Source organism: uncultured Plantibacter sp., from assembly GCF_963518075.1.
Lineage (GTDB): Bacteria > Actinomycetota > Actinomycetes > Actinomycetales > Microbacteriaceae > Plantibacter > Plantibacter flavus_A.
Genome location: NZ_CAUQHZ010000005.1, coordinates 43379 through 65689 on the forward strand (window position 1 = coordinate 43379; position 22311 = coordinate 65689).

General features: G+C 69.9%; 17 protein-coding genes, 1 tRNA gene and 1 other RNA gene. 11 read left to right on the forward strand and 8 right to left on the reverse strand.

Translation table 11 applies throughout. The features are described from left to right. Window positions 1–115: 115 nt before the first annotated feature. The gene (locus RWN05_RS08080; protein ID WP_314139211.1) at window positions 116–1873 is read left to right on the forward strand and encodes an alkaline phosphatase family protein; all 1758 of its coding nucleotides are present in this window, start codon (window positions 116–118) and stop codon (window positions 1871–1873) included. A 208-nt stretch (window positions 1874–2081) separates the two neighbouring features. Here RWN05_RS08080 and RWN05_RS08085 read toward each other — a convergent pair whose 3' ends face one another. Then, window positions 2082–2435 carry a hypothetical protein gene (locus RWN05_RS08085; protein ID WP_079003172.1) on the reverse strand — a complete coding sequence of 118 codons (354 nt, stop codon included), beginning with the start codon at window positions 2433–2435 and terminating at the stop codon, window positions 2082–2084. Window positions 2436–2587: 152 nt separating this feature from the next. On the opposite strand from RWN05_RS08085, the gene RWN05_RS08090 reads away from it, so the two are divergent. After that, window positions 2588–4186 (forward strand): DUF222 domain-containing protein, encoded by a 1599-nt coding sequence (locus RWN05_RS08090; protein ID WP_314139212.1) that lies wholly within the window; start codon window positions 2588–2590, stop codon window positions 4184–4186. Between the two features lie 345 nt (window positions 4187–4531). Here RWN05_RS08090 and RWN05_RS08095 read toward each other — a convergent pair whose 3' ends face one another. The 5 genes from RWN05_RS08095 to ffs all read right to left on the reverse strand — a co-directional run bounded on the left by RWN05_RS08095 (window position 4532) and on the right by ffs (window position 10864). Beyond that, entirely contained in the window at window positions 4532–5626 is a 1095-nt protein-coding gene (locus RWN05_RS08095) for a hypothetical protein (protein WP_314139213.1), read from the reverse strand. Between the two features lie 175 nt (window positions 5627–5801). Beyond that, window positions 5802–6878 (reverse strand): hypothetical protein, encoded by a 1077-nt coding sequence (locus RWN05_RS08100; protein WP_314139214.1) that lies wholly within the window; start codon window positions 6876–6878, stop codon window positions 5802–5804. A gap of 302 nt (window positions 6879–7180) precedes the next feature. Continuing rightward, window positions 7181–8404 carry an acetate/propionate family kinase gene (locus RWN05_RS08105; RefSeq protein WP_079706815.1) on the reverse strand — a complete coding sequence of 408 codons (1224 nt, stop codon included), beginning with the start codon at window positions 8402–8404 and terminating at the stop codon, window positions 7181–7183. Window positions 8405–8416: 12 nt separating this feature from the next. Beyond that, window positions 8417–10585 carry a phosphate acetyltransferase gene (gene pta / locus RWN05_RS08110; RefSeq protein WP_064296374.1) on the reverse strand — a complete coding sequence of 723 codons (2169 nt, stop codon included), beginning with the start codon at window positions 10583–10585 and terminating at the stop codon, window positions 8417–8419. 182 nt (window positions 10586–10767) lie between these two features. Continuing rightward, an RNA gene (gene ffs, locus RWN05_RS08115) (signal recognition particle sRNA small type) lies at window positions 10768–10864 on the reverse strand. A 154-nt stretch (window positions 10865–11018) separates the two neighbouring features. On the opposite strand from ffs, the gene RWN05_RS08120 reads away from it, so the two are divergent. The 8 genes from RWN05_RS08120 (at window position 11019) to RWN05_RS08155 (ending at window position 20397) form a co-directional block, all read left to right on the forward strand. Next, on the forward strand, window positions 11019–11669 hold the full coding sequence (locus tag RWN05_RS08120) for an SDR family oxidoreductase (protein WP_079003177.1): 651 nt from the start codon (window positions 11019–11021) through the stop codon (window positions 11667–11669). Between the two features lie 334 nt (window positions 11670–12003). Continuing rightward, entirely contained in the window at window positions 12004–12630 is a 627-nt protein-coding gene (locus RWN05_RS08125; RefSeq protein ID WP_079003178.1) for a hypothetical protein, read from the forward strand. Continuing rightward, complete coding sequence (locus tag RWN05_RS08130; protein WP_064294961.1) at window positions 12627–13670, forward strand: MoxR family ATPase; 1044 nt, start codon at window positions 12627–12629, stop codon at window positions 13668–13670. Before RWN05_RS08125 ends, RWN05_RS08130 begins: the two co-directional genes overlap by 4 nt. A gap of 62 nt (window positions 13671–13732) precedes the next feature. Further along, window positions 13733–15127 carry a DUF58 domain-containing protein gene (locus RWN05_RS08135; protein ID WP_314139216.1) on the forward strand — a complete coding sequence of 465 codons (1395 nt, stop codon included), beginning with the start codon at window positions 13733–13735 and terminating at the stop codon, window positions 15125–15127. Beyond that, entirely contained in the window at window positions 15114–17603 is a 2490-nt protein-coding gene (locus RWN05_RS08140) for a DUF3488 and transglutaminase-like domain-containing protein (RefSeq protein WP_314139217.1), read from the forward strand. The genes RWN05_RS08135 and RWN05_RS08140 overlap by 14 nt, the downstream gene beginning before the upstream one ends. Before the next feature lie 163 nt (window positions 17604–17766). After that, window positions 17767–17854: transfer RNA gene (locus RWN05_RS08145), tRNA-Ser, on the forward strand. A gap of 297 nt (window positions 17855–18151) precedes the next feature. Beyond that, complete coding sequence (locus RWN05_RS08150; RefSeq protein WP_071258906.1) at window positions 18152–18595, forward strand: MarR family winged helix-turn-helix transcriptional regulator; 444 nt, start codon at window positions 18152–18154, stop codon at window positions 18593–18595. Window positions 18596–18828: 233 nt separating this feature from the next. Further along, on the forward strand, window positions 18829–20397 hold the full coding sequence (locus RWN05_RS08155) for an MATE family efflux transporter (RefSeq protein WP_314139218.1): 1569 nt from the start codon (window positions 18829–18831) through the stop codon (window positions 20395–20397). 209 nt (window positions 20398–20606) lie between these two features. On the opposite strand, the gene RWN05_RS08160 is transcribed toward RWN05_RS08155, so the two are convergent. Further along, entirely contained in the window at window positions 20607–21107 is a 501-nt protein-coding gene (locus RWN05_RS08160) for a GNAT family N-acetyltransferase (RefSeq protein ID WP_314139219.1), read from the reverse strand. Window positions 21108–21152: 45 nt separating this feature from the next. Next, window positions 21153–21512 carry a hypothetical protein gene (locus RWN05_RS08165; protein WP_064294966.1) on the reverse strand — a complete coding sequence of 120 codons (360 nt, stop codon included), beginning with the start codon at window positions 21510–21512 and terminating at the stop codon, window positions 21153–21155. 56 nt (window positions 21513–21568) lie between these two features. On the opposite strand from RWN05_RS08165, the gene RWN05_RS08170 reads away from it, so the two are divergent. Then, window positions 21569–22276 (forward strand): DeoR/GlpR family DNA-binding transcription regulator, encoded by a 708-nt coding sequence (locus tag RWN05_RS08170; protein ID WP_079003183.1) that lies wholly within the window; start codon window positions 21569–21571, stop codon window positions 22274–22276. Window positions 22277–22311: the final 35 nt, after the last annotated feature.

Consider the following 22311-nt stretch of genomic DNA (forward strand, 5'->3'; position numbering starts at 1 on the left):
GTCGCGGAAACCCTCATCGCTCGCTGTTCCGGGGCGTACGCACGCCTACGCTGTCTTAACACGTGAGCGCCGCCCCCGTTCGGGCGTCGGGCTGAGGTCGGAACAGGAGACGTCGATGAGTGAGCATGAGGGTCAGCAGAGCCCGACCGGCGACGCCGCCACCAACCCCAAACGCCCCACCTCCCGCCGCGACTTCTTCCGCGCCGCGGGCTTCGGCGTCGCCGGGTTAGCGGCGGGCGGTGCCGTCGCCGGTGGCATCGCGGCCGCCACCGCGACCAACCCGCAGGAGGACTACGGGTTCACGCCGCTCCCCAAGCGCAGCGAACCGGGGTTCGACCACGTCGTCGTCGTGATGTTCGAGAACCGCTCGTTCGACCACATGCTCGGATGGCTGTACCCCGCCGGAGGCGAACCGGCCGGCCAGACCTTCGACGGCCTCGCCCAGGGCGACTACAGCAACCGCGGCGAGTCCGGCGAGGCCGTCCCCGCCCACGTCTACACGGGTCCCACCGACCAGATCATGGCGCAACCCGACCCTGACCCCGGCGAGTTCTACCCGCACGTCAACACGCAGCTCTTCGGCACCATCGACCCCGAGAGCAACGGCGACCTCCGCAACCCGCTCCAGCCGCCGTGGAACCTCCCCGCCGACACCTCCTCCCCCAAGAACGACGGCTTCGTCAAGGACTACATCGTCAACTCGACGCTCGCCCGCGGACGCAAGCCGACGCCCGAGGAATACTCCACCGTCATGGGCGGCTTCTCCTCCGAGATGCTGCCGGTGCTGTCCACGCTCGCCAAGAACTTCGGCGTCTACGACCACTGGTACGCGGCGGTCCCCTCCCAGACCTTCTGCAACCGCTCCTTCTTCCACGCGAGTACCTCCCACGGCTACGTCACCAACATCGAGGGCGACGGCATCGGCAAGTGGCTGAGCGCACCGGCCGTCCCCACCGTGTTCAACCGGCTCGAGGAGGCCGGCAAGACCTGGCGCGTCTACTACGACGCCCAACAGGTCGTCTCCCTCACCGGTCTCCTGAGCGCACCGTCGATCGAGCAGTACTGGAAGAGCAACTTCCGCAGCATGGAGCAGTTCCACGAGGACGCAGCCAACGGTGACCTGCCCGACTACGCCTTCGTCGAACCACGCATGGTGTTCGACCACAACGACATGCACCCGCCGGTCGTCCGTCCCGACAACCCGAGCCGGGACGACCTCGACCCTGAGCTCGACTCCGCCTACTCCGACATGCGCGCCGGCGAGCAGCTCCTCGGCGAGGTCTACACGGCGATCAAGCACGGTGCGTCGACCACCGGCTCGAACGCGATGAACACGGTCATGCTCGTCACCTTCGACGAACACGGCGGCATCTACGACCACGTTGCGCCACCTGAGGCGACCCCACCGTCCGGCAAGCCGGAGGCGGGCGAGATGGGCTTCACCTTCGACCGCCTCGGACTGCGGGTGCCGACCATCGTCATCTCCGCGTACACGAAGGCCGGCAGCGTCATCAACGAGGAGATGCATCACGGCTCACTCATGAAGACCCTCGCCGAGCTGCACGGACTCGACCCGCTGACCGAACGCGACCGCACCGCCACGAGCATCTTCAACGCCGTGAACCTCACCTCACCGAGGCAACCCGTGCTGTGGCCGACGGTGACGCCCGCTTACGTGCCGCCGAACCCCGAGGCGAACGCCCGTACCGACAAGGACAAGGACCGCAAGCGACCGCTCACGCCGCCGGCACTCGGACTGATCGGGATCCTCCTCGCGAAGTACGAGCCCGGCGCCCCGCTGCCGGACAACTACGCCGACGCGTACGAGGTGCTGACGAAGCACGGCGAAGGCCTGTTCGGCACGCGGGACTGATTCGGGCGGTGGTGCCCTTCGACAGGCTCAGGGACCGAACCGGATCGTGACGGATGCGAAGGCTTCGGTCTTTCGCACCGCTCCCTGTCCCCGAGCACCCCACCCGGTCCCCGAGCACCTTTCCCGGTCCCTGAGCCCCCTACGGTCCCTGAGCCTGTCGAAGGGTGGCGACCCCCGTCGAGAGGTGCGAGCCCACCGACGCGCGACCTCAGAACTGGACGTCCTCCACCGGCGGGAATTCGGTGATCGGTTCATCGCAGAACGGGGCGAGTTCCAGATAGGTCGGCCGGTCGTCCTCGATGAAGAGGAGGAGGAACGCATTCGACGTGCTCGCCTCGAGGACCGTCTGACGCGTCGGGGTCGGCCGATCGCCGCTGTCGGGAGTCAGGTCGATCGAGGGACACGTGCCGCAGCCGCACGTCCCGTGCACCATGACGCCCGGGAGCTGTCCCGCCCACCGTTCTCGATCGGAGGCGGCGACGGCCCGGTCGGCACCCGGCTCCGTTCCGCGGGCGATCAGGGCGACCAGGAGGTCACGCTCACGGTCGGCGAGGGGGCGCATATGGCGAGTGTACGCGGGCCACGCGAGAACTCCCTCGCCGCTCGCAGAGCCCGGCGAGGCATCTGAACGCAACAGACGTTGGCTAAATATCCCAGATCAGCGGTGGAATCGGTCGGCGTTCGAATGTCAGTGGCTCATGTTTGGATGGTCCCATGTCCAGCAGCCCACGCGATCCCCTCGGTCCGGTCTCCGCCGACCCCTTGGGCACGCTGCGCGAGACGGTGTCCGAGCTCCTCCGTACCTGGTCGGGCGCGCTCGACCCGATCCGACCGGGCGACGACGCCATCGAGCAACTCGCCGGCATGAACGACGCAGGCGTGGTCCGCGTCCTCGACCAGCTGGGTGCCGTGCAGCACGTGGTCGAAGTCCTGGCCGCTCGCGTCATGGGTTCGGTGTCGGAGCGCTCCCGCGGCGGCATCGTCGGCCACGACCCGTTGGCCCGCAGCCACGGGTACGCGACACCGGCCGTCATGCTCTCGGAACGTTGGCGCATCCCTCGCGGACGCGCCGCCACGATCACCTCGGTCGCCCAGGCGATCACCCCCAAGCGCGCCCTCACCGGCGACGTCATCGAGTGCGACCGCCCCGAGATCGCCGCCGCCATCGAACCCCGGCGCGCTGCCGACACCCACTGCCTGCCGCTGTCCGAAGGCGACAACCCGACGTGCACGGTCGACCACGACGAGACGGCCGCCCCATCCCGCTTCGTCCGGTCCGCACTCAGTGTCGAGGGCGCGGGCATCCTGCTGCGCGAGCTGCGACTGGTGGGCTCCGGTGTCGACGACGAACGCGTCCACCGTGCCGTCAGCGCCGGCATCGAGCACTGCGACGGTGCACCGCTCGCCGAGGTCAACAGCCTCGCCAAGCTCGTCCGCACCAGCCTCGACCAAGACGGCCCCGTGCCGCGCGAGATCGCGCTCCGGAGGCAACAGCGCTGCACCCTCCGCGAACTCCCCGACGGCATGACCGAGCTCCGCGCCTTCCTCGCGCCCGAGGCGGCGGGATGGGTCCGCGCCACGATGGACGCCGTCGTCGGCAAGCAGCTGCGGCAGGTCCGGTTCGTCGATCCCTCCGATGAAACGGCCGCGGCGGCAGCGACCAGCGGTGAGCTGCCCTCCGCGGATCCGCTCGACGACGCCTACGTCCCGCCGGCAGAGATGCCCGACACCCGCACGATGGACGAACGCCGCGTGGAAGCCCTCGTCGGGGTCTTCCGTCACGCCGCGGGTTGCGAGTCGGCGGTCATGGAACTGGCACCCGTCTCCCTCATCATCCGCATGGACGAACCCGATCTGGCCGACGACGGCCAGTGGTCCGACGGCAGGGCCTACATCGATGGCGTCTCCGAACCGATCTCCGCCGGGACCGCACGGTGCATGGCGGCCGACGGACGGATCATCCCCATGGTGCTCGGCGGGCCGTCCCAGGTACTCGACCTCGGAGTCGGCACACGGTTGTTCACCAAGGGGCAGAAGATGGCCCTCGCCGAGCGCGATGGCGGCTGCGCCTGGACCGGCTGTACCCATCCACCGTCGTATACCGAGGCTCATCACCTCGTCTGGTGGTCACGAGGCGGACCGACCGACCTGTCCAACGGCATCCTGCTTTGCAGTTTCCATCACCATCGCATCCACAACGACGGATGGGAGGTCATCGTGCGCGACCACGTGCCCTGGTTCATCCCGCCCGCGCACATCGACCCGCATCGCATCCCGCGACGCGGTGGCAAGCCGAGGCTGCGCGCTGCGTGACGCGCTCAGCACGACCGGACGATTATCTCGACGTCAAACCAATCCACGCCGCCGGACGCTCCGAAGCACTGTTTCCGGTCATTTTCGTTACCCGAACGCGCAAATGGCCGGCGCGCATGGCCTGGGCCAAGCGGTCCCGGCACGTGCGACCGGGCGGAGTGCAGCAATGGAGCTGCCGCTCCGCCTTCCTCCCCCGCTGGGCTCGAACCAAGAACTCTCCCGTCTGCCCTTCGACAAGCTCAGGGAACGGGAACGGTCGCTGTGTCTGTCGACGTGTCAGCGCCCCGGCGGCAGCACGAAGCCCCGCCCTCGACCGGAGTCGTGGACGGGGCTTCGAAGGTGAGACTAGGCCGTGACCTGCGCGCCCTTGCGACGAGCAGCTGCGACCAGCATGCCTGCAGCACCGAGGAGCAGCAGCGCGGCAGCGCCACCGACGAGGACACCCGAGTCCGAGCCGGTGTCAGCCAGCGTCGGGACGACCGGAGCGCCAGCGGCGACCGGGTCGGCGATGACGGCGATGGAGTCAGCAGCAACCCGTCCAGCGGTGTCGGTCACCGAGAAGATGTACGTACCGACCTGGATCCCTTCGCCCTCGAGGGTCAGGCCCGAAGCTGCGAAGCCACCGTTCTCATCGGCGATGATCGTGTTGGCACCGTCGGCAGAGCCGAAGATCTCGCCATTGGGGTCGGTGACCGCGATCGACAGCGTGTCGCCAGGCGTGAAGCCGAAGGCGTTCACGCTGAAGCCAGCGCCGCCCGGGCGCACGTCGGAGAAGAAGATCGTGTCAGGGTCGACGAGCACGGTCGGGACCGCGGGTGCCGGAGCAGCGAAGGTGTAGGTGTCGTTGAGGTAGGTGATCGACTGAACCACGTCGTCGCTGCCCGCGACAACCTTCACACCGAAACCGAGGATCTCGTAGTCGTTACCGAGCGCGGCACTGACCTCTTCGATCGACGCTGGCGTGTTCGCTGCCAGGCCAGGAAGGTCGTCGGTGCTCGCCTGCCACGGTGGTCCGGGGATGTTCGCAGGACCCGCGAGCGAAGCGCTCAGGGTGGTGGTCGAGTCCACATCTCCTGGCACGACACGGACCTGCACCTGGAAGTACGCGGACTTGACCGACGAGACGAAGCCCGCGGAGGTCAAGAGCGTCTGGAACGGGATGGTGGCGGCCTTCGGGGCATCGTACGCGTACATGATCTGCGAGTCGCCGGTCAGCACGAGCCCAGCGTCGGTGATCTCAGCGGGCGCGCCCACCTGATCGGCCGGGAGGGCCTCGTACCAGCCGGTTGCGGTCGCGGGGTCGATGCTGCCCTGCAGCTGATCCGGGGTGACCTGGTAGTCGAATGCGGACGCAGGGCCCGCGAAGAGAAGCGTGGATCCGGCGACAACTGCGAGGCCGGTGGCGAGAGCCGCGATGCGGCGTGACGTCTTCAATTTCACTGAGGCGAGAACTTTCATCTAGGGGTCCGGCAGGCACGATGCACCTGTTGGTTCTCTGAGACTAAGGGAACTCACAGGGAAAGGTAATTAGGGGAACCACTTATTTCCTCGCCTCAGCGACGGCACGAAGCCCCGCCCTCGACCGGAGCCGAGGACAGGGCTTCGAAGGGTGAGGCTAGGCCGTGACCTGCGCGCCCTTACGACGAGCAGCTGCGAACAGCATGCCGGCAGCACCGAGGAGCAGCAGCGCGGCAGCGCCACCGACGAGGACACCCGAGTCCGAACCGGTGTCAGCCAGCGTCGGAACGGCCGGGGCGCCAGCGGCGACCGGGTCGGCGATGACGGCGATGGAGTCAGCGCGAGCGTTGCCGGCGGTGTCGGTCACGGTGAACGTGTAGGTACCGACCTGGATACCCTCGCCCTGCAGGGTGAGGCCCGAAGCCGCGAAGCCACCGGTCTCGTCAGCGATGACCGTGTTGGCGCCGTCGGCGGAACCGAAGATCTCACCGTTCGGGTCGGTCACGGCGAACGACAGGGTGTCGCCCGGGGTGAAGCCCGTGACGGTCACGCTGAAGCCGGCGCCGCCGGGGCGGACGTCGGAGAAGTAGATCGTGTCGGGGTCGACGACCACCAGCGGGTTGAAGACCGGAGCGACGGCAGCGAAGTTGTAGGTGTCGCCGACGAACGACACCGACTGCAGCGTGTCGACCGTTCCAGCCTCGGCGAAGACGCCGAATGCGAGCAGGTTGAAGTCACCGAGAGCGGCGTCAAGTTCAGCGGCCGTGTACACGGCATCGGAGGCGATCCCCGGGACGTCCTGGGTCACGACCCAGTTCCCGCTGAGGTTCGCAGCGCCCGGGAGTTCGGGCTGCAGAACGGTGAAGGTGTCCGCGGCCCCGTCGGCGTAGACGGGGATCTGGAAGTACAGGTCGTCGCCGGTGGATGCGTAGCCGGCACTCTCGGCGAGCGCCGCGAACCCGCCGGCAGCGACGGCGATGCCGTCCCCTTCGTTGAAGCCGTTGATGATCTGCGAGTCACCGGTCATGGTGAGACCGGCTTCGGTCAGGACGGCCGGAGCACCGGGCGTGGCGACACCTTCGTGCCAGCCGGCGTAGGTCGCGTCGTCAGCCGCGACCTGAGTGACCTGGATCTCCGCTGCCGAAGCGGGTCCGGCGATGAGGAGGGTGGATCCGGCGACAACTGCGAGGCCGGTGGCGAGAGCCGCAGTGCGGCGTGACGTCTTCAAATTCACGGAGTTGAGTACTTTCGTCTAGGGGTCCGACAGGCGCGACGTACCTGATGGTTCCCTGAGACTAAGCGAATTCCCAGGGAAAGTTAATAGGGGGAACCACTGATTCTTTTGTCCTCCGCAGAGAGGACACGGGGAGCGAGGGTCGCCCGTGGGCCCTTCGATAAGCGCAGGGTCCGGAAGAAGCGCTCCGGGACCGGGAGAGGTGCTCCGCGGCCACATTTCGGTCACTGAGCCTGTCGAAGTGCACACACGGAACCCCGCCCTTCGACAAGCTCGGGGACCGGAGGGTCGGCGACTCGCGGCTACGCCAGTGCGGCGACCGTCTGGCGGGCGATCTCGAGCTCCTCGTTGGTGGGGACGACGAGGACGGTCACCGGGGAGTCGTCCGTCGAGATCACCCGGATGCCACGCGCACGCTCGGCGTTGCGGTCCTCATCGAGGATGATGCCGAGCCCCTCGAGCCCCTGCACCGCACCCGCGCGGATCAGCGGCGCGTTCTCGCCGACACCGGCGGTGAACACCACCACGTCGAGACCGCCGAGGACCGCGAGGTACGCCCCGAGGTAGTGCCGCAAGCGGTGGACGGTCACGTCGAGCGCGAGCTGCGCCGCTTCGTCGCCCTTCGACGCGGACTCGGTGACGTCGCGCATGTCCCCGGTACCCGACAGCCCCAGCAGACCACTGCGGCGGTTGAGCAGCGTGTCGAGCTCGTCGAACCCGAGCCCCGCCTTGCGATGCAGGTGGAACAGCACCGCGGGGTCGAGGTCGCCGGAACGCGTCCCCATGACGAGTCCTTCGAGCGGTGTCATGCCCATGGACGTGTCGACCGACCGGCCGCCGTCGATCGCGCACGCCGACGCCCCGTTGCCGAGGTGGAAGACGATCTGCTTCAGCTCACCGAGCGGACGATCGAGGAACGCCGCAGCCGCCTCCGACACGAACTTGTGCGAGGTGCCGTGGAAGCCGTACCGACGCACGCGGTGCTTCGCTGCGAGCTCCGCGTCGATCGCGTAGGTGTACGCCGCAGCCGGGATGGTCTGGTGGAACGCCGTGTCGAACACCGCCACGTGCGGGACGTCGGGGAACGCGACCTGCGCCGCGTTGATGCCCTGCAGGTTCGCCGGGTTGTGCAGCGGCGCCAGCTCGGAGATGTCCTCGATGTTGATCTTCACGAGGTCCGTCACCACGGTCGGCTCGAAGAAGCGCTTCCCGCCGTGCACCACCCGGTGGCCGACCGCGATCGGCGCGTGCTCGTCGAGTGACGGCCCGTGCTCGGCGAACGCGTCGAGCATGACCCGGAACCCGGCCGTGTGGTCGGGGATCTCGCGCTCGATGACCCAGCGCTCCTCGATGGGCGGGGTCGTCGCGCCGGCGGCGTCCGGCAGGTACGACCGGTGCTCGGCGGCGCCCGTCGCGTCGCCGATGCGTTCGACGAGTCCGCTGGCGAGCGTCCGCTCCGTCTCGACATCGATGAGCTGGTACTTGAACGACGAGGAACCGGAGTTCACCACGAGGACGGTGGGCATGTGTGTCTGGACCTATTCCTGTTCCTGCGCCTGGATGGCGGTGATCGCGACGGTGTTGACGATGTCCTGCACGAGCGCGCCGCGCGACAGGTCGTTGATCGGCTTGTTGAGCCCCTGCAGCACCGGGCCGATCGCGACGGCACCCGCGGAGCGCTGCACCGCCTTGTACGTGTTGTTGCCGGTGTTGAGGTCGGGGAAGATGAACACCGTCGCACGGCCGGCGACCTGCGAGTCGGGCATCTTCGTCGCGGCCACCGCGGCGTCGGCAGCGGCGTCGTACTGGATCGGCCCCTCGACGAGGAGGTCGGGCCGACGCTCGCGCACCTGCCGGGTCGCTGAGCGGACCTTCTCGACGTCGGCACCCGCACCGGAGTCACCGGTGGAGTACGACAGCATCGCGATGCGCTGCTCGATCCCGAACTGCTCAGCCGTCTCGGCCGAGGAGATCGCGATGTCGGCGAGCTGGGCGTCGGTCGGGTCGGGGTTCACCGCGCAGTCGCCGTAGACGAGCACGCGGTCGGCGAGCGCCATGAGGAACACGCTCGACACCACGGAGACGCCGGGCTTCGTCTTGATGATCTCGAACGACGGCCGGATGGTGTGCGCCGTCGTGTGCGCGGCGCCCGAGACCATGCCGTCGGCGAGCCCGAGGTGCACCATCATCGTGCCGAAGTAGGACACGTCGGTGACGGCGTCGCTCGCCATGTCGATCGTGACACCCTTGTGGGCCCGCAACCTGGCGTACTCCTCGGCGAACTTGAGGCGCAGCACCGCGTCGAATGGGCTGACGATGGTCGCCTTGCTGAGGTCGATGCCGAGCTCGATGGCCCGCGACCGCACCTCGATCTCCTCACCGAGGATGGTGAGGTCGGCGACCTCGCGAGCCAGCAGGGTGCCTGCCGCGCGGAGGATGCGGTCGTCGTCGCCCTCCGGCAGCACGATGTGCTTGCGGTTCGACCGCGCACGCTCCAGCAGCCCGTATTCGAACATGAGGGGCGTGACGACGTCGGCGCGCGCCACGTTGAGCAGCTCGAGCAGGAGCGGTGCATCGACGTTCTGCTCGAACAGTGCGAGTGCGGTGTCGTACTTGCGCTGCGAGTCGGCGGCCAGACGACCACGGGTGTTCATGACGCGGACCGCGGTGTCGTAGGTGCCGAGGTCGGTGCTGACGATCGGCGGGATCTCGCCGAGACCGGAGATGAGTTCCTCCACCACCTCGGGCAGCGGGAACCCACCGTTGAGCACGATGCCCGCGATCGACGGGAACGTGCCGGAGGCATTGGCCATGAGCGCGGCGAGCAGCACCTCGGTGCGGTCGGCCGGGATGACGATGACGGATCCCTCGGTGATGCGTGGGAGCACGTTCACCATGGACATGCCCGCCACGACGACGCCGAGCGCCTCGCGCGTGAGCAGCTCCTCGCTGCCCTTCACCAGGGTGCCGTCGACAGCCTCGAGGATGCTGTCCATCGTCGGGGCGATGAGGAAGGTGTCTTCGGGGATGGCCCAGACGGGGACCATAGCGGCTCCGGCGGCGTGGCCGGCCGGCGCGACGACGGAACCGTTCGCGGAACCGTTCGGGTGGATGGCGTCGCTGATCGCGGCGGTGATCTCGAGGAGCTTGTCGGGATCGGCACGGTTCGCGACGACCGCGAGCAGCTGCGCGTGCGCGTCGGCGAGTTCACCCAGGGCGAGTTCGGCGATGTTGCGCATGTCGTCGGGCGTACGGGCGACGGACTGGCCGAGCTGCTCCCCCGCACCCTGACCGGCGCGACCGCCGAGCACGAGGAGGACGGGTGCGCCGAGGTTGGTGGCGATCCGGGCGTTGTAGCCGAGCTCCGTCGGGCTGCCGACGTCGGTGTAGTCGGATCCGAGGATCACGACCGCGTCGCACTGCGCCTCGATGTGCTTGTACCGCTGGACGATGCGCGAGAGCGCCGCCTCGGGATCGGTGTGCACGTCGTCGTAGCTGACGCCGATGCAGTCCTCGTAGGCGAGGTCGACGCCGTCGTGCTCGAGCAGCAGCTGCAGCACGTAGTCGGGTTTCGTGGTGGACCGAGCGATGGGGCGGAACACCCCGATCCGCTCGATCTGATGGCTCAGGGTGTCGAGGACCCCGAGGGCCACCGTCGACTTCCCGGAGTGTCCTTCGGCAGAGATGATGTAGATGCTTCGCGCCACGGTTTCCAGCCTACGGGGGCGGGCTCTGCGGGGGCTGGGTAAGCGCACAATGTCGTGGTCGCAGGGCGAGCACAGGAGATCGGCGCGAGAGCAGGAGGAAGCAGGTCCCGGTGTCCTGCTGCCGGGCGGATGTCCTGCTGCGGCGCGGGCGGGCGGAGAGCGGGAGCAGGGCGGCGCGGGCACGAAAAGACTCCCCGCGCACCCGCCAGAGCCCGGTTACCCTTGCTGCGTTTCCGCCCTGGGGGAGTTGGCCTGGATGGCGCCACGCGGGGAGCCGTCACCTAGTGTACCCGAGCCGCGACCGGGTTGCGTACGCCACGGTTGAGGCGTTGACTGGCGGATCTGGGACCACTGGCCCCAGACCACCGATCGACCGCCGTCCCCACGAACGGGCGGCGCACCGACCGGGACCGCATCGAACGAGAGGACTCACATGACCGACGTCGTCATCGCCGGAGGACACGGACAGATCGCCCTGCACCTGCAGCGACTGCTCGCCGAAGCAGGACACTCCCCCGCCGGCATCATCCGCAACCCCGAGCAGGTCGGCGAGCTCCAGGGCATCGGCTCACGAGCCATCGTCCTCGACCTCGAGCACTCCTCGGCGGCAGAACTGGCCGACGAACTCGCCGGAGCCGACGTCGTCGTGTTTGCGGCGGGAGCCGGCCCGAACAGCGGCGCCGACCGCAAGCTCACCCTCGACCGCGACGGCGCCATCCTCCTCGCCGAGGCCGCCGAGCTCGCCAAGGTCCCGCGCTATGTGATGGTCTCGTCGATGGGTGCCGACGACTTCGACCCCGACTCGGACGAGGTGTTCCAGGTCTACCTGCGGGCGAAGTCCGAGGCCGACGCCGACCTCCGCGGGCGCGACCTCGACTGGACGATCGTGCGCCCCGGTGGCCTGACGGACGACGCCCCGACCGGAACGATCACCGCCGCGACGACCACCGACCGCGGCTCGATCCCGCGTGCCGACGTCGCCGCCGTGCTGTTCGCGCTCGTCGAGTCGGGCGCGGCGTCCCGCACGCAGTTCGAGGTCATCGGCGGCGAGATGCCGATCCGCGAGGCGCTCGCGGCGCTGTAGGCCCCTGCGCCTCGACAGGCTCGGTGAACGGACCCCCGTTCCCGGGCCTGTCGTCGTCTCCGCAGAACACCCCACCCTTCGACAAGCTCAGGGACCAGAACGGGACGGGCAACGAACACCGCTCCCTGCGCTTGTCGAAGGGCCGCACAACCGTTGGGCACGTCGGCTCCGAAGAGTTCCCTGACCCGCAGCGGCACCGTGTGTGCGCGACCTGGCGCACATATGGAGTTCCTGTGGGCGACACGTCCAGGGGTGTTACCTGTTCGTTATCAGTCCTAGGATCGGGCAACGGGTTCCGGCCCGGACGATGAACGCAGCGCGACGGAGGCCGACGATGGACCAACGCTACGACCCCGCGTTCCAGCGCGGACACACCGACGAGCGCACGCGCCCGAACGCCTCCGACACCGGCCGCCGCAGCCGCCTCGCCTCGCTCGAGGAGATCGCCCCGCAGCTCATCCAGCCGCCCACCGACGGTCGCCCCGTCCGCCCGCCGACCGACGACCGGTTCGACGACGGCCCGCGCGCCCGGCCGTCCCGCGGCATGCCCTCGCAGACCGATCGTCGCATCCACCCGTTCGAAGCCCGGGCCGGCGACACCGCGGCGGTCGCCGATCAGCCTGGGGTGGCGGGTCCCGACGCGCAGCAGACCCAGCTCGACCAGCAGCGATACGAGGAGTACCTCGACGCCGCCGACGCCCACCGGGTCCGCGCCGTCGTCTGGGAGCGAGGCCTCTGGATCGTCGGTGTCGTCCTCACCCTGGGCGGCGGCGTGGGGCTGTGGCAGTCGTTCACCCTGCTGTACCGCGGCTTCGTCGGCGACAGCGGCCCGACCGACAACTACCTCTGGATGCAGTTCCTCGGAGCACTCGCCCCGACCCTCATCACGATCGGCCTCGCCACCATCGTCGCGCTGCTGTTCAAGCGCATGCTCGACCACGACCGCAGGAGCCGACCATGACCGAGCAGAGCAACACCAGCCGCGCCCCACGGGACACCGTCGCCGAACTGAAGCCGGCATTGAACGCCGAGGAGTTCCAGGTGCTGGCCGAGCGCATCCTCGACAACGTCGAGCGCGTCCTCGACGGCAAGCCGTTCGCCGCGCGGATGGCGCTCATCGTGATGCTCGCCGAGGGCCACCTGCTCATCGAGGACGTCCCCGGCGTCGGCAAGACCGTCCTCGCGAAGGCCCTCGCCGCGTCCGTCGGCAGCACCGTCCGCCGCATCCAGTTCACGCCCGACCTGCTCCCGTCGGACGTCACCGGCGTCTCGATCTTCAACCAGGTCGACCGCGAGTTCGAGTTCAAGCCCGGCGCGGTGTTCGCGAACATCGTCATCGCCGACGAGATCAACCGCTCCTCGCCGAAGACCCAGTCGGCGTTGCTCGAGTCGATGGAAGAGCGTCAGGTGACGGTCGACGGCGAGACGCACGCCCTGCCGTCGCCGTTCACGGTCGTCGCCACACAGAACCCGCTCGAGATGGAGGGCACCTACGCTCTGCCGGAGGCCCAGCGCGACCGCTTCATGGCGCGCATCTCGATGGGATACCCGGACGCGTCCGCGGAGCTCGCGATGCTCCGCCAGCGCGACACGGTCAACCCGCTCGACACCATCGGTCCGGTCGCGTCACGCGGCGACGTCGAGCGCCTCATAGCCTGGGCCCGCGGCGTCTTCGTGTCGCCGATCGTCGAGCAGTACTGCGTCTCGCTCGTGCAGGCGACCCGTGTGCACCCCGAACTCCGCCTCGGCGCGAGCCCGCGTGCCACCCTGCAACTCGTCCGTGCGGCCAAGGTCCTCGCAGCGCTCGACGGCCGCGAGTTCGTCCTCCCCGACGACATCGACCAGCTGCTGGCACCGGTCCTCGCCCACCGGCTCATCCCCACCCGCCGCGCGGTGAGCGCCCACGACCGCTCGGGCGTCCAGGCGGTCTCCGAAGTGCTCGCCGAGCTGCTGGAGCGGACACCCGTGCCGCACTCCGGTCGCACCGAGCTGAGGTCCTGAACCGATGGCCCCGCACCGCGACCGCCGGATCGCCGTGATCCGGCACCGGAGGTTCTGAGCCCATGAAGCGTCGCGTGCCGTTGACGAGACGCGCGGTCGGCGTGCTCGTCGCGGCCGGCGTGTGCCTCATCTTCGCGCGCGGGATCGGCTCTCCGGAGCTGCTCGCCGCCGCCGGACTGCTCGTCGCGCTCGTCGCCGCCAGCTTCGGCGCGGTCTACCTCGAACGGCCGTCGCTCCGGGTCGACCGCACCACCCGGCCCGACCTCGTCGCGGTCGGCGGGCGGATCGCCGTCGAGGTCACGATCGCCGAGACGAGCGCGCTCCCCCACGTCCACACGGAGTGGAAGGACCGTGTGCCGCCCGGACTCGCCGGCAGCGCCGAGGGCACCCTGCCGAGTACCGGCGTCGCGGGCATCGGATCGCGCCGGCGAACGGCCGAGTACACCGTGACGGCACTGCGTCGCGGAGAGCACGAGCTCGGCCCGCTCGGACTCACCGTGAGCGACCCGTTCGGACTCGTCGTCCGTCGGCGCGACGTCGGCGGGACGCATGCGGTCGTCGTCCTACCGGAGGTCGTGGTCCTGCCCGAGATCCCCGCGCTCACCGCCAGCCGCGACGGTTCCACGCGTCCGTCGTCGCTGCACGTCGGCGCTGGCGAGGACGACATCATCGCGCGCCCCTATCTGCCGGGAGACGCGATCCGCCGACTGCACTGGCGGGCGAGCGCGCACCACGGTGAGCTGATGGTGCGGCAGGAGGAGCAGCAGAACGACCCCGAGGCGACGGTCCTCCTCGACACCGCCGCGGCCCACTGGGCCTGGCCCGACGACGATCCGTCGTACCTGCCGGCGTTCGAGCAGGCCGTGTCGCTCGCGGCCTCGATCACCGCCCACCTCGTCGACGCCGACTACCGCGTCAACCTGGTCGGCGCCGGAACCGAGGAGCTCTCCCGGGAGATCAGTGCGAGATCCGCGGCCGGTGGCCTGCGGTCCAGCCCCGTCGGCGACATGGGCGACGCGCTCGCCCGCGGCGGGCAGCATCTCGAGGAGGACGATCTCGATGCCGCGCTGCTCGACCTGGCCCTCCTGCGTCCGTCGGTCCGACCCGATCGGTTCCTCGACCTCTCACCCGTCATCGCCGCACGCCGGTCGCAGCCGGTCATCGCGATCCTCGGCGACGTGGAGGAGGGCGACCTCGGTGAACTGACCGCGGTCGCGCACCTCTCACCACTCCCCGTCGCACTGCTCCCGGCCGGCGGTCGGCGTCGGTCCATCGAGCTCCTGGAATCGGCCGGGTGGCGCTGCCACGTCGGCGAGCGCGGCGCATCGTTCCAGGCCCTGTGGTCCGGCACGAGCGGTCCGGTGACCACCACGCTGGCGCCGCAGTCTTCCGGCCGGGGCGGTCGTGGTGGTCGGGGTGGGCGCCAGGGTGCCGGAGGTGCGTATGTCCGTCGCTGAGGATCGCCGCGCGGCGGCCGCCGCCCGTGGCCGAGTGTCGTCTCGCGGAGGCGTGCCGGCGGGGGTCCGTCCTGGTGTCGGCTCGTCGAACCCACGGCGACCGTCCCTCGGCGGAACCAGTGGCGGCTCCTGGTCGGGAGGCGCCGGCGGACGCAGAGAGGACCCGCGCGACACCGCGAACGTCGGCGACCTGCGTCTGGGACTCGCCGCCTTCCTGCTCCTCGCGACGGGTGGCCTCGGATTCGGGCGGGTGCTCGACGCGCTCGACTGGTGGTTCGTCACGAACCTCGTCATCGCGATCGTCCTCGCCACGGCGATCCTCCTCCGCCGCACGAGACTGCCGGCGGTGTTCGTGTGGCTCGGCGCCGGCATCGCATGGCTGCTGACGATCACGCTGTTCTTCGCCAGTGAGACGGCGATCATCGGCATCGTCCCGACCCCGACGACGCTCGGCGCCTTCGAGCGATTGCGTGACGCCGGGTTCCAGACCTTCCACGACGGCTCGGCCCCACTCGACACCGACGCCGGCGTGGTCTTCGTCATGGCCGCGGGCGGCAGCCTCGTCGCGCTGGCGGTCGCGTGGCTCGTGCTCGGCCGCCACGCACCGGTGCTCGCGGCCGTCCTCGTCTTCGCCGTGTACGCCGGGCCGACGGTCGCCGTGTCGTTCCCGCTCGATCCGTGGGTGTTCGCGCTCGTCGCCCTCTCCTTCCTCTGGCTGCTCCGCGAGGACGTCCGGCGCCGCGAGGTGCTGCGAGCGCTCGCCTCGGCCCGGGCTGCCGGCGACGGACGCGGCGCCGGACCGTCGGCGATGACCGGTGTCGGCCGCTTCGGAGGCCTCGGCCCGGCCGTCCTCGTCAGTGCCGTCGCGGTGGTCGTCGCGCTCCTCACACCGGCCGTGCTCTCGGACCTCGCCGTCCGGGACGTGACCGCTGGCGCCCGCGGGAGCGGTCCGTTCGTGAACGGCATCAACCCGCTCATCTCACTCGGCCAGAGTCTGCGGCGCCCCGCGAACACCACCGCGCTCGAGTACACGACCACCGCCGACGAACCGCCCTACCTCAAGGTCACCGACCTCAACGAGTTCACCGGCACCGTCTGGGGGCCGGACAACTCCGGCTACAACGACGGCAACACGCTCGACGCCTTCCCCGCGCCGGCCGGACTCAGCGAGGCGATCCCGGTGGAGACCTTCGAGACGACGGTCACGGTGGACTCGCTGTCGAGCCCGTGGCTGCCGTTGCCGTATCCGACGCAGCAGGTCGACGGGCTCCGCGGTGATTGGCGGTTCGAGGCCGCCGGGCTGACGGCGATGGCGGAGCGTGGATCCACCCGCGGGCAGACCTACACGGCGACGAGTACCGCGATCCTGCCGACCGCACAGCAGATGCGCGACGTCCCGCCGGTCGCCGACCCGGCGTCAGCCGCCCCCTATCTCGAGCTGCCCGACGACCTGCCGCAGATCATCCGTGACACCGCTGCGGACGTGACGGCGACCGCCTCCACCGACTACGACCGCGCGATCGCCCTGCAGCGCTACTTCCGCAGCACCTTCGAGTACTCGGAGTCGGCACCCGTCGAGGAGGGCTTCGACGGCAGCGGCGCCGAGGTCATCGCGACGTTCCTGGAGCGCAAGGCCGGCTATTGCATCCACTTCTCGTCCGCGATGGCCGTGATGTCGCGCGTCCTCGGCATCCCCGCGCGCATCGCCATCGGGTACCTGCCGGGCACGACGATCGACAACACCCCGGCGAACCGCGACACCTACATCGTCACCTCGGACCAGTTGCACGCCTGGCCGGAGCTGTACTTCGAGGGCGTGGGCTGGGTGCCGTTCGAGCCGACGGCCAGCCGCGGGGTCGTGACGCAGTTCAGCGACGCGAGCACGGCGACGCCCGGCAGCGGATCGGTGAGTCCCGACAGCCGTCCGGCTCCGACCGCGGCGCCGACCCCCACCCCCACCGCGGACGCGCTCGGCGGACCGACCTCGACCCGGTCCGACGGGGCGTTCACCGCCGCCCTCGTCCCGCTCGCGATCCTGCTCGGCGTGCTCGTGCTGCTCGCCACCCCGTCGATCGCCCGGGGTCTCCGGCGTGCGGCCGGGCGTCGGCGTGCACTGGGCGACGGGACCTCGGCGGGCTGGGCCTGGGCGGAGTTCCTCGACACCGCCCGCGACCTCGGTTTCCCCGTGACGTCGGCGGAGTCACCCCGTGGATTCGCGTCGAGGCTGCGCGGGCAGTTCCGGATCGAGTCGCCGGCCGTCGACCGGCTCGTGGCGGCGGTCGAGCGGGAGAGCTATGCGCCGAGCGCTGGTGGTGCGGCGAGCGCCGGTTCGGTCGACGCAGCGTTGGCTGAGGCGAAGACGGCCCTGCGGTCGGCGAGTCAGCCGCTCGAACGCATCCTCGCGGCAGTCCTCCCGCGGTCGCTCGTGCTGCGGCGTGACCAACGGGTGGACTGGCGGCCGCCTGCTGCGAGCTGACGCGAGTGGTGCTCCGTGCCGGTGTGTTCGACTCAGGGCGTTCCTGCTCGGCCGGAGGCGGCCGGGCTCGGCCCGGGCTCGGAGCGCGACACCGGGGGGGGTGGCGCGCGGCGGTCCGGGAACCAGGTATGCTGCTATCTGGCCGTTTTTCACAAACTGCCTTGGAGAATTCGCCTAGTGGCCTATGGCGCACGCTTGGAAAGCGTGTTGGGTTAACGCCCTCGGGGGTTCGAATCCCCCATTCTCCGCCAGCTTCACCATGAACGCCCCGCCCCGTGTGGGGCGTTCTGCGTTTTCGGGCCTCCCCAGCGACGTATCTCCGTGGTGCCAGCGCGGTGCGCTGGCGTGAGCGCGGGTCGCACGCGTGAGCGCGGGTCTCCGGAGGGGCGCGCTCAGGGCTACGACCCGCGCCCACGCCGAACTCGTTGGTTTCGTGTCAGCGCACCGCGCTGACGCCGAGTCCGCCCAACTCACGTCAGCGCACCGCGCCGAGCAGATCGATAATTCGATGGTTGACAGTTAGAACTCGAAGCGTTAGCGTTCTAACCATGGATGACGAGACACCCGATTTCAGCAGCACACTCCAACTGCTCCGCTGGATCGCGTGGGCACAACGCAAAGCCGGCGAAGACTGGATCCGCGCTCGCGAACTCACGCACGAGCAGGCGTTCGTCCTCGGGTACCTCGTCCAGCATCCAGGCTCCATCCAACGCGACATCGCCGAGGTGAGCCGGACGAGCGCCGCCAGCGTCTCGAGCCTCCTGCAGGGACTCGAACGCCGAGCGCTCGTGGAACGACGCGCCGAAGCGGGGAACGCCCGCACCAAGCGGGTCTTCGCCACGCAGCGCGGCACCGACCTCATCGCCGGGTTCGAGACCGCGATGGCCGATGCCGACGACATCATCCTCACCCCGTTGGACCAGAGCGAACGCGACACCCTGCACGCTCTGCTCACGAAGCTCACGGCGCACCTGCCGCAGCCGACCCGCTGATCACCGCTCGGGAACCCGAGCTCCCTGACCACGCGCCGAGACCACTCGCCGCGTCATCCGCCGACCGCCGCACGCGATGGCGACGGCGAATGCCACGACGGCGCTGTCCGTCGCGCCCGGACGCCTGCTGAGCCCGACCGCTCGGCCCGCGCCGGACGACCACCCCACCAACGAACCCTCGCCGCGCCGGCGCTCGTCGTCGTGCCCGGAACCTGCCCGAAACGGAGCCTGCCATGCACCCCGAAGACCACATCGATCCCACAACCGGAACGCCCCTCCCCAGCAGCACCGCGCCGTCGACGGCCACCGCGCCACCGACCGTCACCACAGCATCGGCCGACACCGCACCATCGGCCGACACCGCGACATCGGCCGACCACGCACCATCGACCGCCGCCGACACGGTCGGCAGCAACCGCTGGTACCTCGCGACCGCCCCGATCATCCGGGCACTCATCCACCTGTGCGTCCCGATGGCGGCGGCCCTGGTCGTCAGCGCCGTCTACAACCTCATCAACGCGGGTGTCGTCGGCTCGCTGCACGACACCACCCTGCTCGCCGCGATCACGCTCGGAGCCCCGATCCTCGGACTGATCATGGCGATCGGCGACCTGTTCGGCGTCGGCGGCGGCGCGCACATCTCCAGGCTCCTGGGCGCCTCCGAACACGACCCGGCACAGGCCGGAGACATCAAACGGGCCGCCTCCTTCTCCGTCTGGGGCGCGTTCCTGACGGGCGCCGTCCTGGGCGGGATCGGCCTCGTGTTCCTCGGCCCGCTCGTGTCGCTGCTCGGGGCGGACGCGGTCACCGCACCCGCGACCTCGGCGTTCATCGGCGTCATGCTCGCGTTCGTCCCCGTCATGGCGACCGCGTTCTGCCTGGAACAGCTCGTGCGGGCCGAGGGTGCCGCCCGTCAGGTGATGATCGCCCTCATCGCGTCGGCCGTGGCGAACCTCGTCCTCGATCTCGTCTTCATCCTCGGGTTCGGCTGGGGCGTCGCCGGCGCGGCACTCGCGATGGGACTGGCGAACCTCGGCGTCCTCGTCTACTTCGTGGCGTGGCTGCAGCGCAACAGCGAGCACGTCAGCCTGGCACCGCGCTGGTTCACCCTGTCGCCGACGATCCTCAAGCCGGTCCTCGGTGTCGGGGTCAGCACGCTCCTGCAGTCGGGGTTCCTCATCGTCACCGCGCTCGTGTTGAACACGTTGGCCGCGGCCTACGGAGACGCCCCGCTGGCCGCCATGGGCGTCGCGGTCCGGATCGCCCAGGTGCCCGAGTTCCTGGTCATGGGCGTCACCTTCGGTGTGCTCCCGCTGCTCGCCTACGCGTTCGGCAAGGGCGACGGCGCGCGCCTCCGGTCGGCTCTCCGCGCCTCGGCGCTCACGGTCGGTGGGATCTCGGTCCTCTTCGCCGGCGTCGTCCTCGTCCTGCGTGAACCGATCGTCTCCGCGTTCATCGCCGACCCCGCCGTCCTCGGTCTCGGCGTCGCGATCCTCGTCGCCCAGCTCACCGCCATGATCGCCAACGGGTTCACCGGACTCATCACCTCGCTCTTCCAGGCGACCGGGCGAGCACTCCCCGCGGCGGTCATGGCCGTCACCCAGGGCGTGTTGTTCGTCCCGATCGTCCTCCTCGGCAACCTGTGGTTCGGACTCGGTGGCATCGTCTGGTCACTCACCGTCACGGAGGTCATCGTCTTCCTGGTCGGTGTCCTGCTCTGGCTCGGCTCGCGACGCGCCATCGACCGCGGGCTCGCAGCCGGTTCCCCGGAGCGTGCCGAGGCCCAACTCGCCGACGCCTGACGGACTGCCAGCGCGGTGCGCTGACGCGAGCGCGGGTCACACGCGTGGGCGCGGGTCTCCGAAGGGCCGCGCCCACGTCCATGACCCGCGCTCACGCCGATCGCAGCGATCTCACGTCGGCGCACCGCGCCGGCACCCACACCACCGCGCTCGGGTCGGCGCACCGCGCTGGCGACACCCCGCCGGGCGCGCGGGCCGTCTCGGGAGCATCACCCCGTCGAGGCGTCCAGGGGTATCCGCATCACCGCGTTCTCGATGAGCACCCCACGACGCTCGACCCGCTGCTCGCGGACCACGACGGAGCCGTGGCGCTCGAACACCGGCTGCGCCGTCCGACTCGCCTGCACGGTCACCTCGTGGAGCCCCACCGCCCGGGCTTCGTCGAGCACCTGACGGATGAGCGCGGACCCGACGCCGTGTCGTCCCGCGTCCGGATCGACGAACAGCATGTCGAGGTAGCCGATCTCGACGTCCAGATCGGTGAAACCGACCACCGCGTCGTCGAGCTCGGCCACCCACGTCGTCACCGCGGCACGTCGGTCGGCCCAGTCGTCCAGCACGGCGACTGCCGGTTCGTCCGGCACCCATGCGGCGAGCTGCTCGGCCGTGTAGTGAGCGGCTGCGGTCACCCGCACCGCGCGTTCGAAGATCGACCTGGTCGCCCGCGCATCGGTGTCGCGGTAGCGGCGGATCCTGAGGTCGTCGAGCACGCGCGTCAGCCTAGCCGAGCGCCGGGACTCCGCGAGCAAGCGACCTCAGCCCTCGAGCGCTGGAATCTCCGAGAGGTCGGTGTACACGGGGATCCCGCGCTCACGGGCGATCGCGACGTCGGTGTCGGCACCGGACGACTCCCCCGGCAACCGGAGCACGGCGTCGCAGTGCTGGAGCAGCCGCCTCGCCGTCTCGTACATCACGTCGCCGTCACCCGACGCGGTGTCGATCCCCCGCAGGATCGGCAGCGCGACCCACTCCCCGATCATCGGGACGTGACCGAGCGCGTAGATCGGCGCCGCAGCAGCTTCGAGTCGTTCCAGGTTGCGGGCGATGGCGTCGGGATCACCGCCGGTCCCGGAACGGTAGGGGCCGGCGATGAGGATGAGGAGTGGCGTTGTCATGTCCAGCACTGTAGCGTTAACCGTGCACAATCGTGCAACATCATGAAGGAGCACGCATGTTGAGCGCCCAACGCCGATCGCACCTGATCGACCTCCTCGACCGCGACGGGCGGATCGTCGCGAAGGACGCCGCCGCTGCGCTCGGACTCTCCGAGGACTCGATCCGCCGAGACCTCCGCGAGCTGGCCGAAGCCGGCCTCTGCGTCCGCGTCTACGGCGGTGCACTCCCGGTCCCCGCGGCCGACCGCTCGTTCCACGATCGGCTGTCCCTCGGGACGGCGAGCAAGGAGCGCGTCGCCCGCATCGCCGTCGAACGGATCCGACCAGGCAGCACCGTCATCATCGACGCCGGCACCACCGCGCTCGCCCTCGCGCGACTCCTCCCGGACGACCCCACCCTCACCGTCATCACCCCGAGCCCGGCGGTCGCCCTCGCCGTGGCGGAGCACTCGCCGGCGCGCGTCATCATGATCGGGGGCGAACTCGGACGTCACTCCATGGTCGCGGGCGGCGCTCTCGCCGCGGAGGCCATCCGTCACCTGAGCGCCGATGCCTGCTTCCTCGGCGTCACGGGCTTCCATCCCGAACACGGCCTCACCACCGGCGACCTCGACGACGCCGCGACGAAACGCGCCCTCGCCGAACGCAGCACCGACGTGTACGTGCTGGCGAGCGAGGAGAAGGTCGGGGCCGTCTCCCGGTACCCGGTGCTCGACCTCGGCGAGGTCACCGAGGTCATCGTCGATCCACAGACGCGCGGATAGGACCGGTCGACGCGGGCCGGGGGTTCAGACGCGCG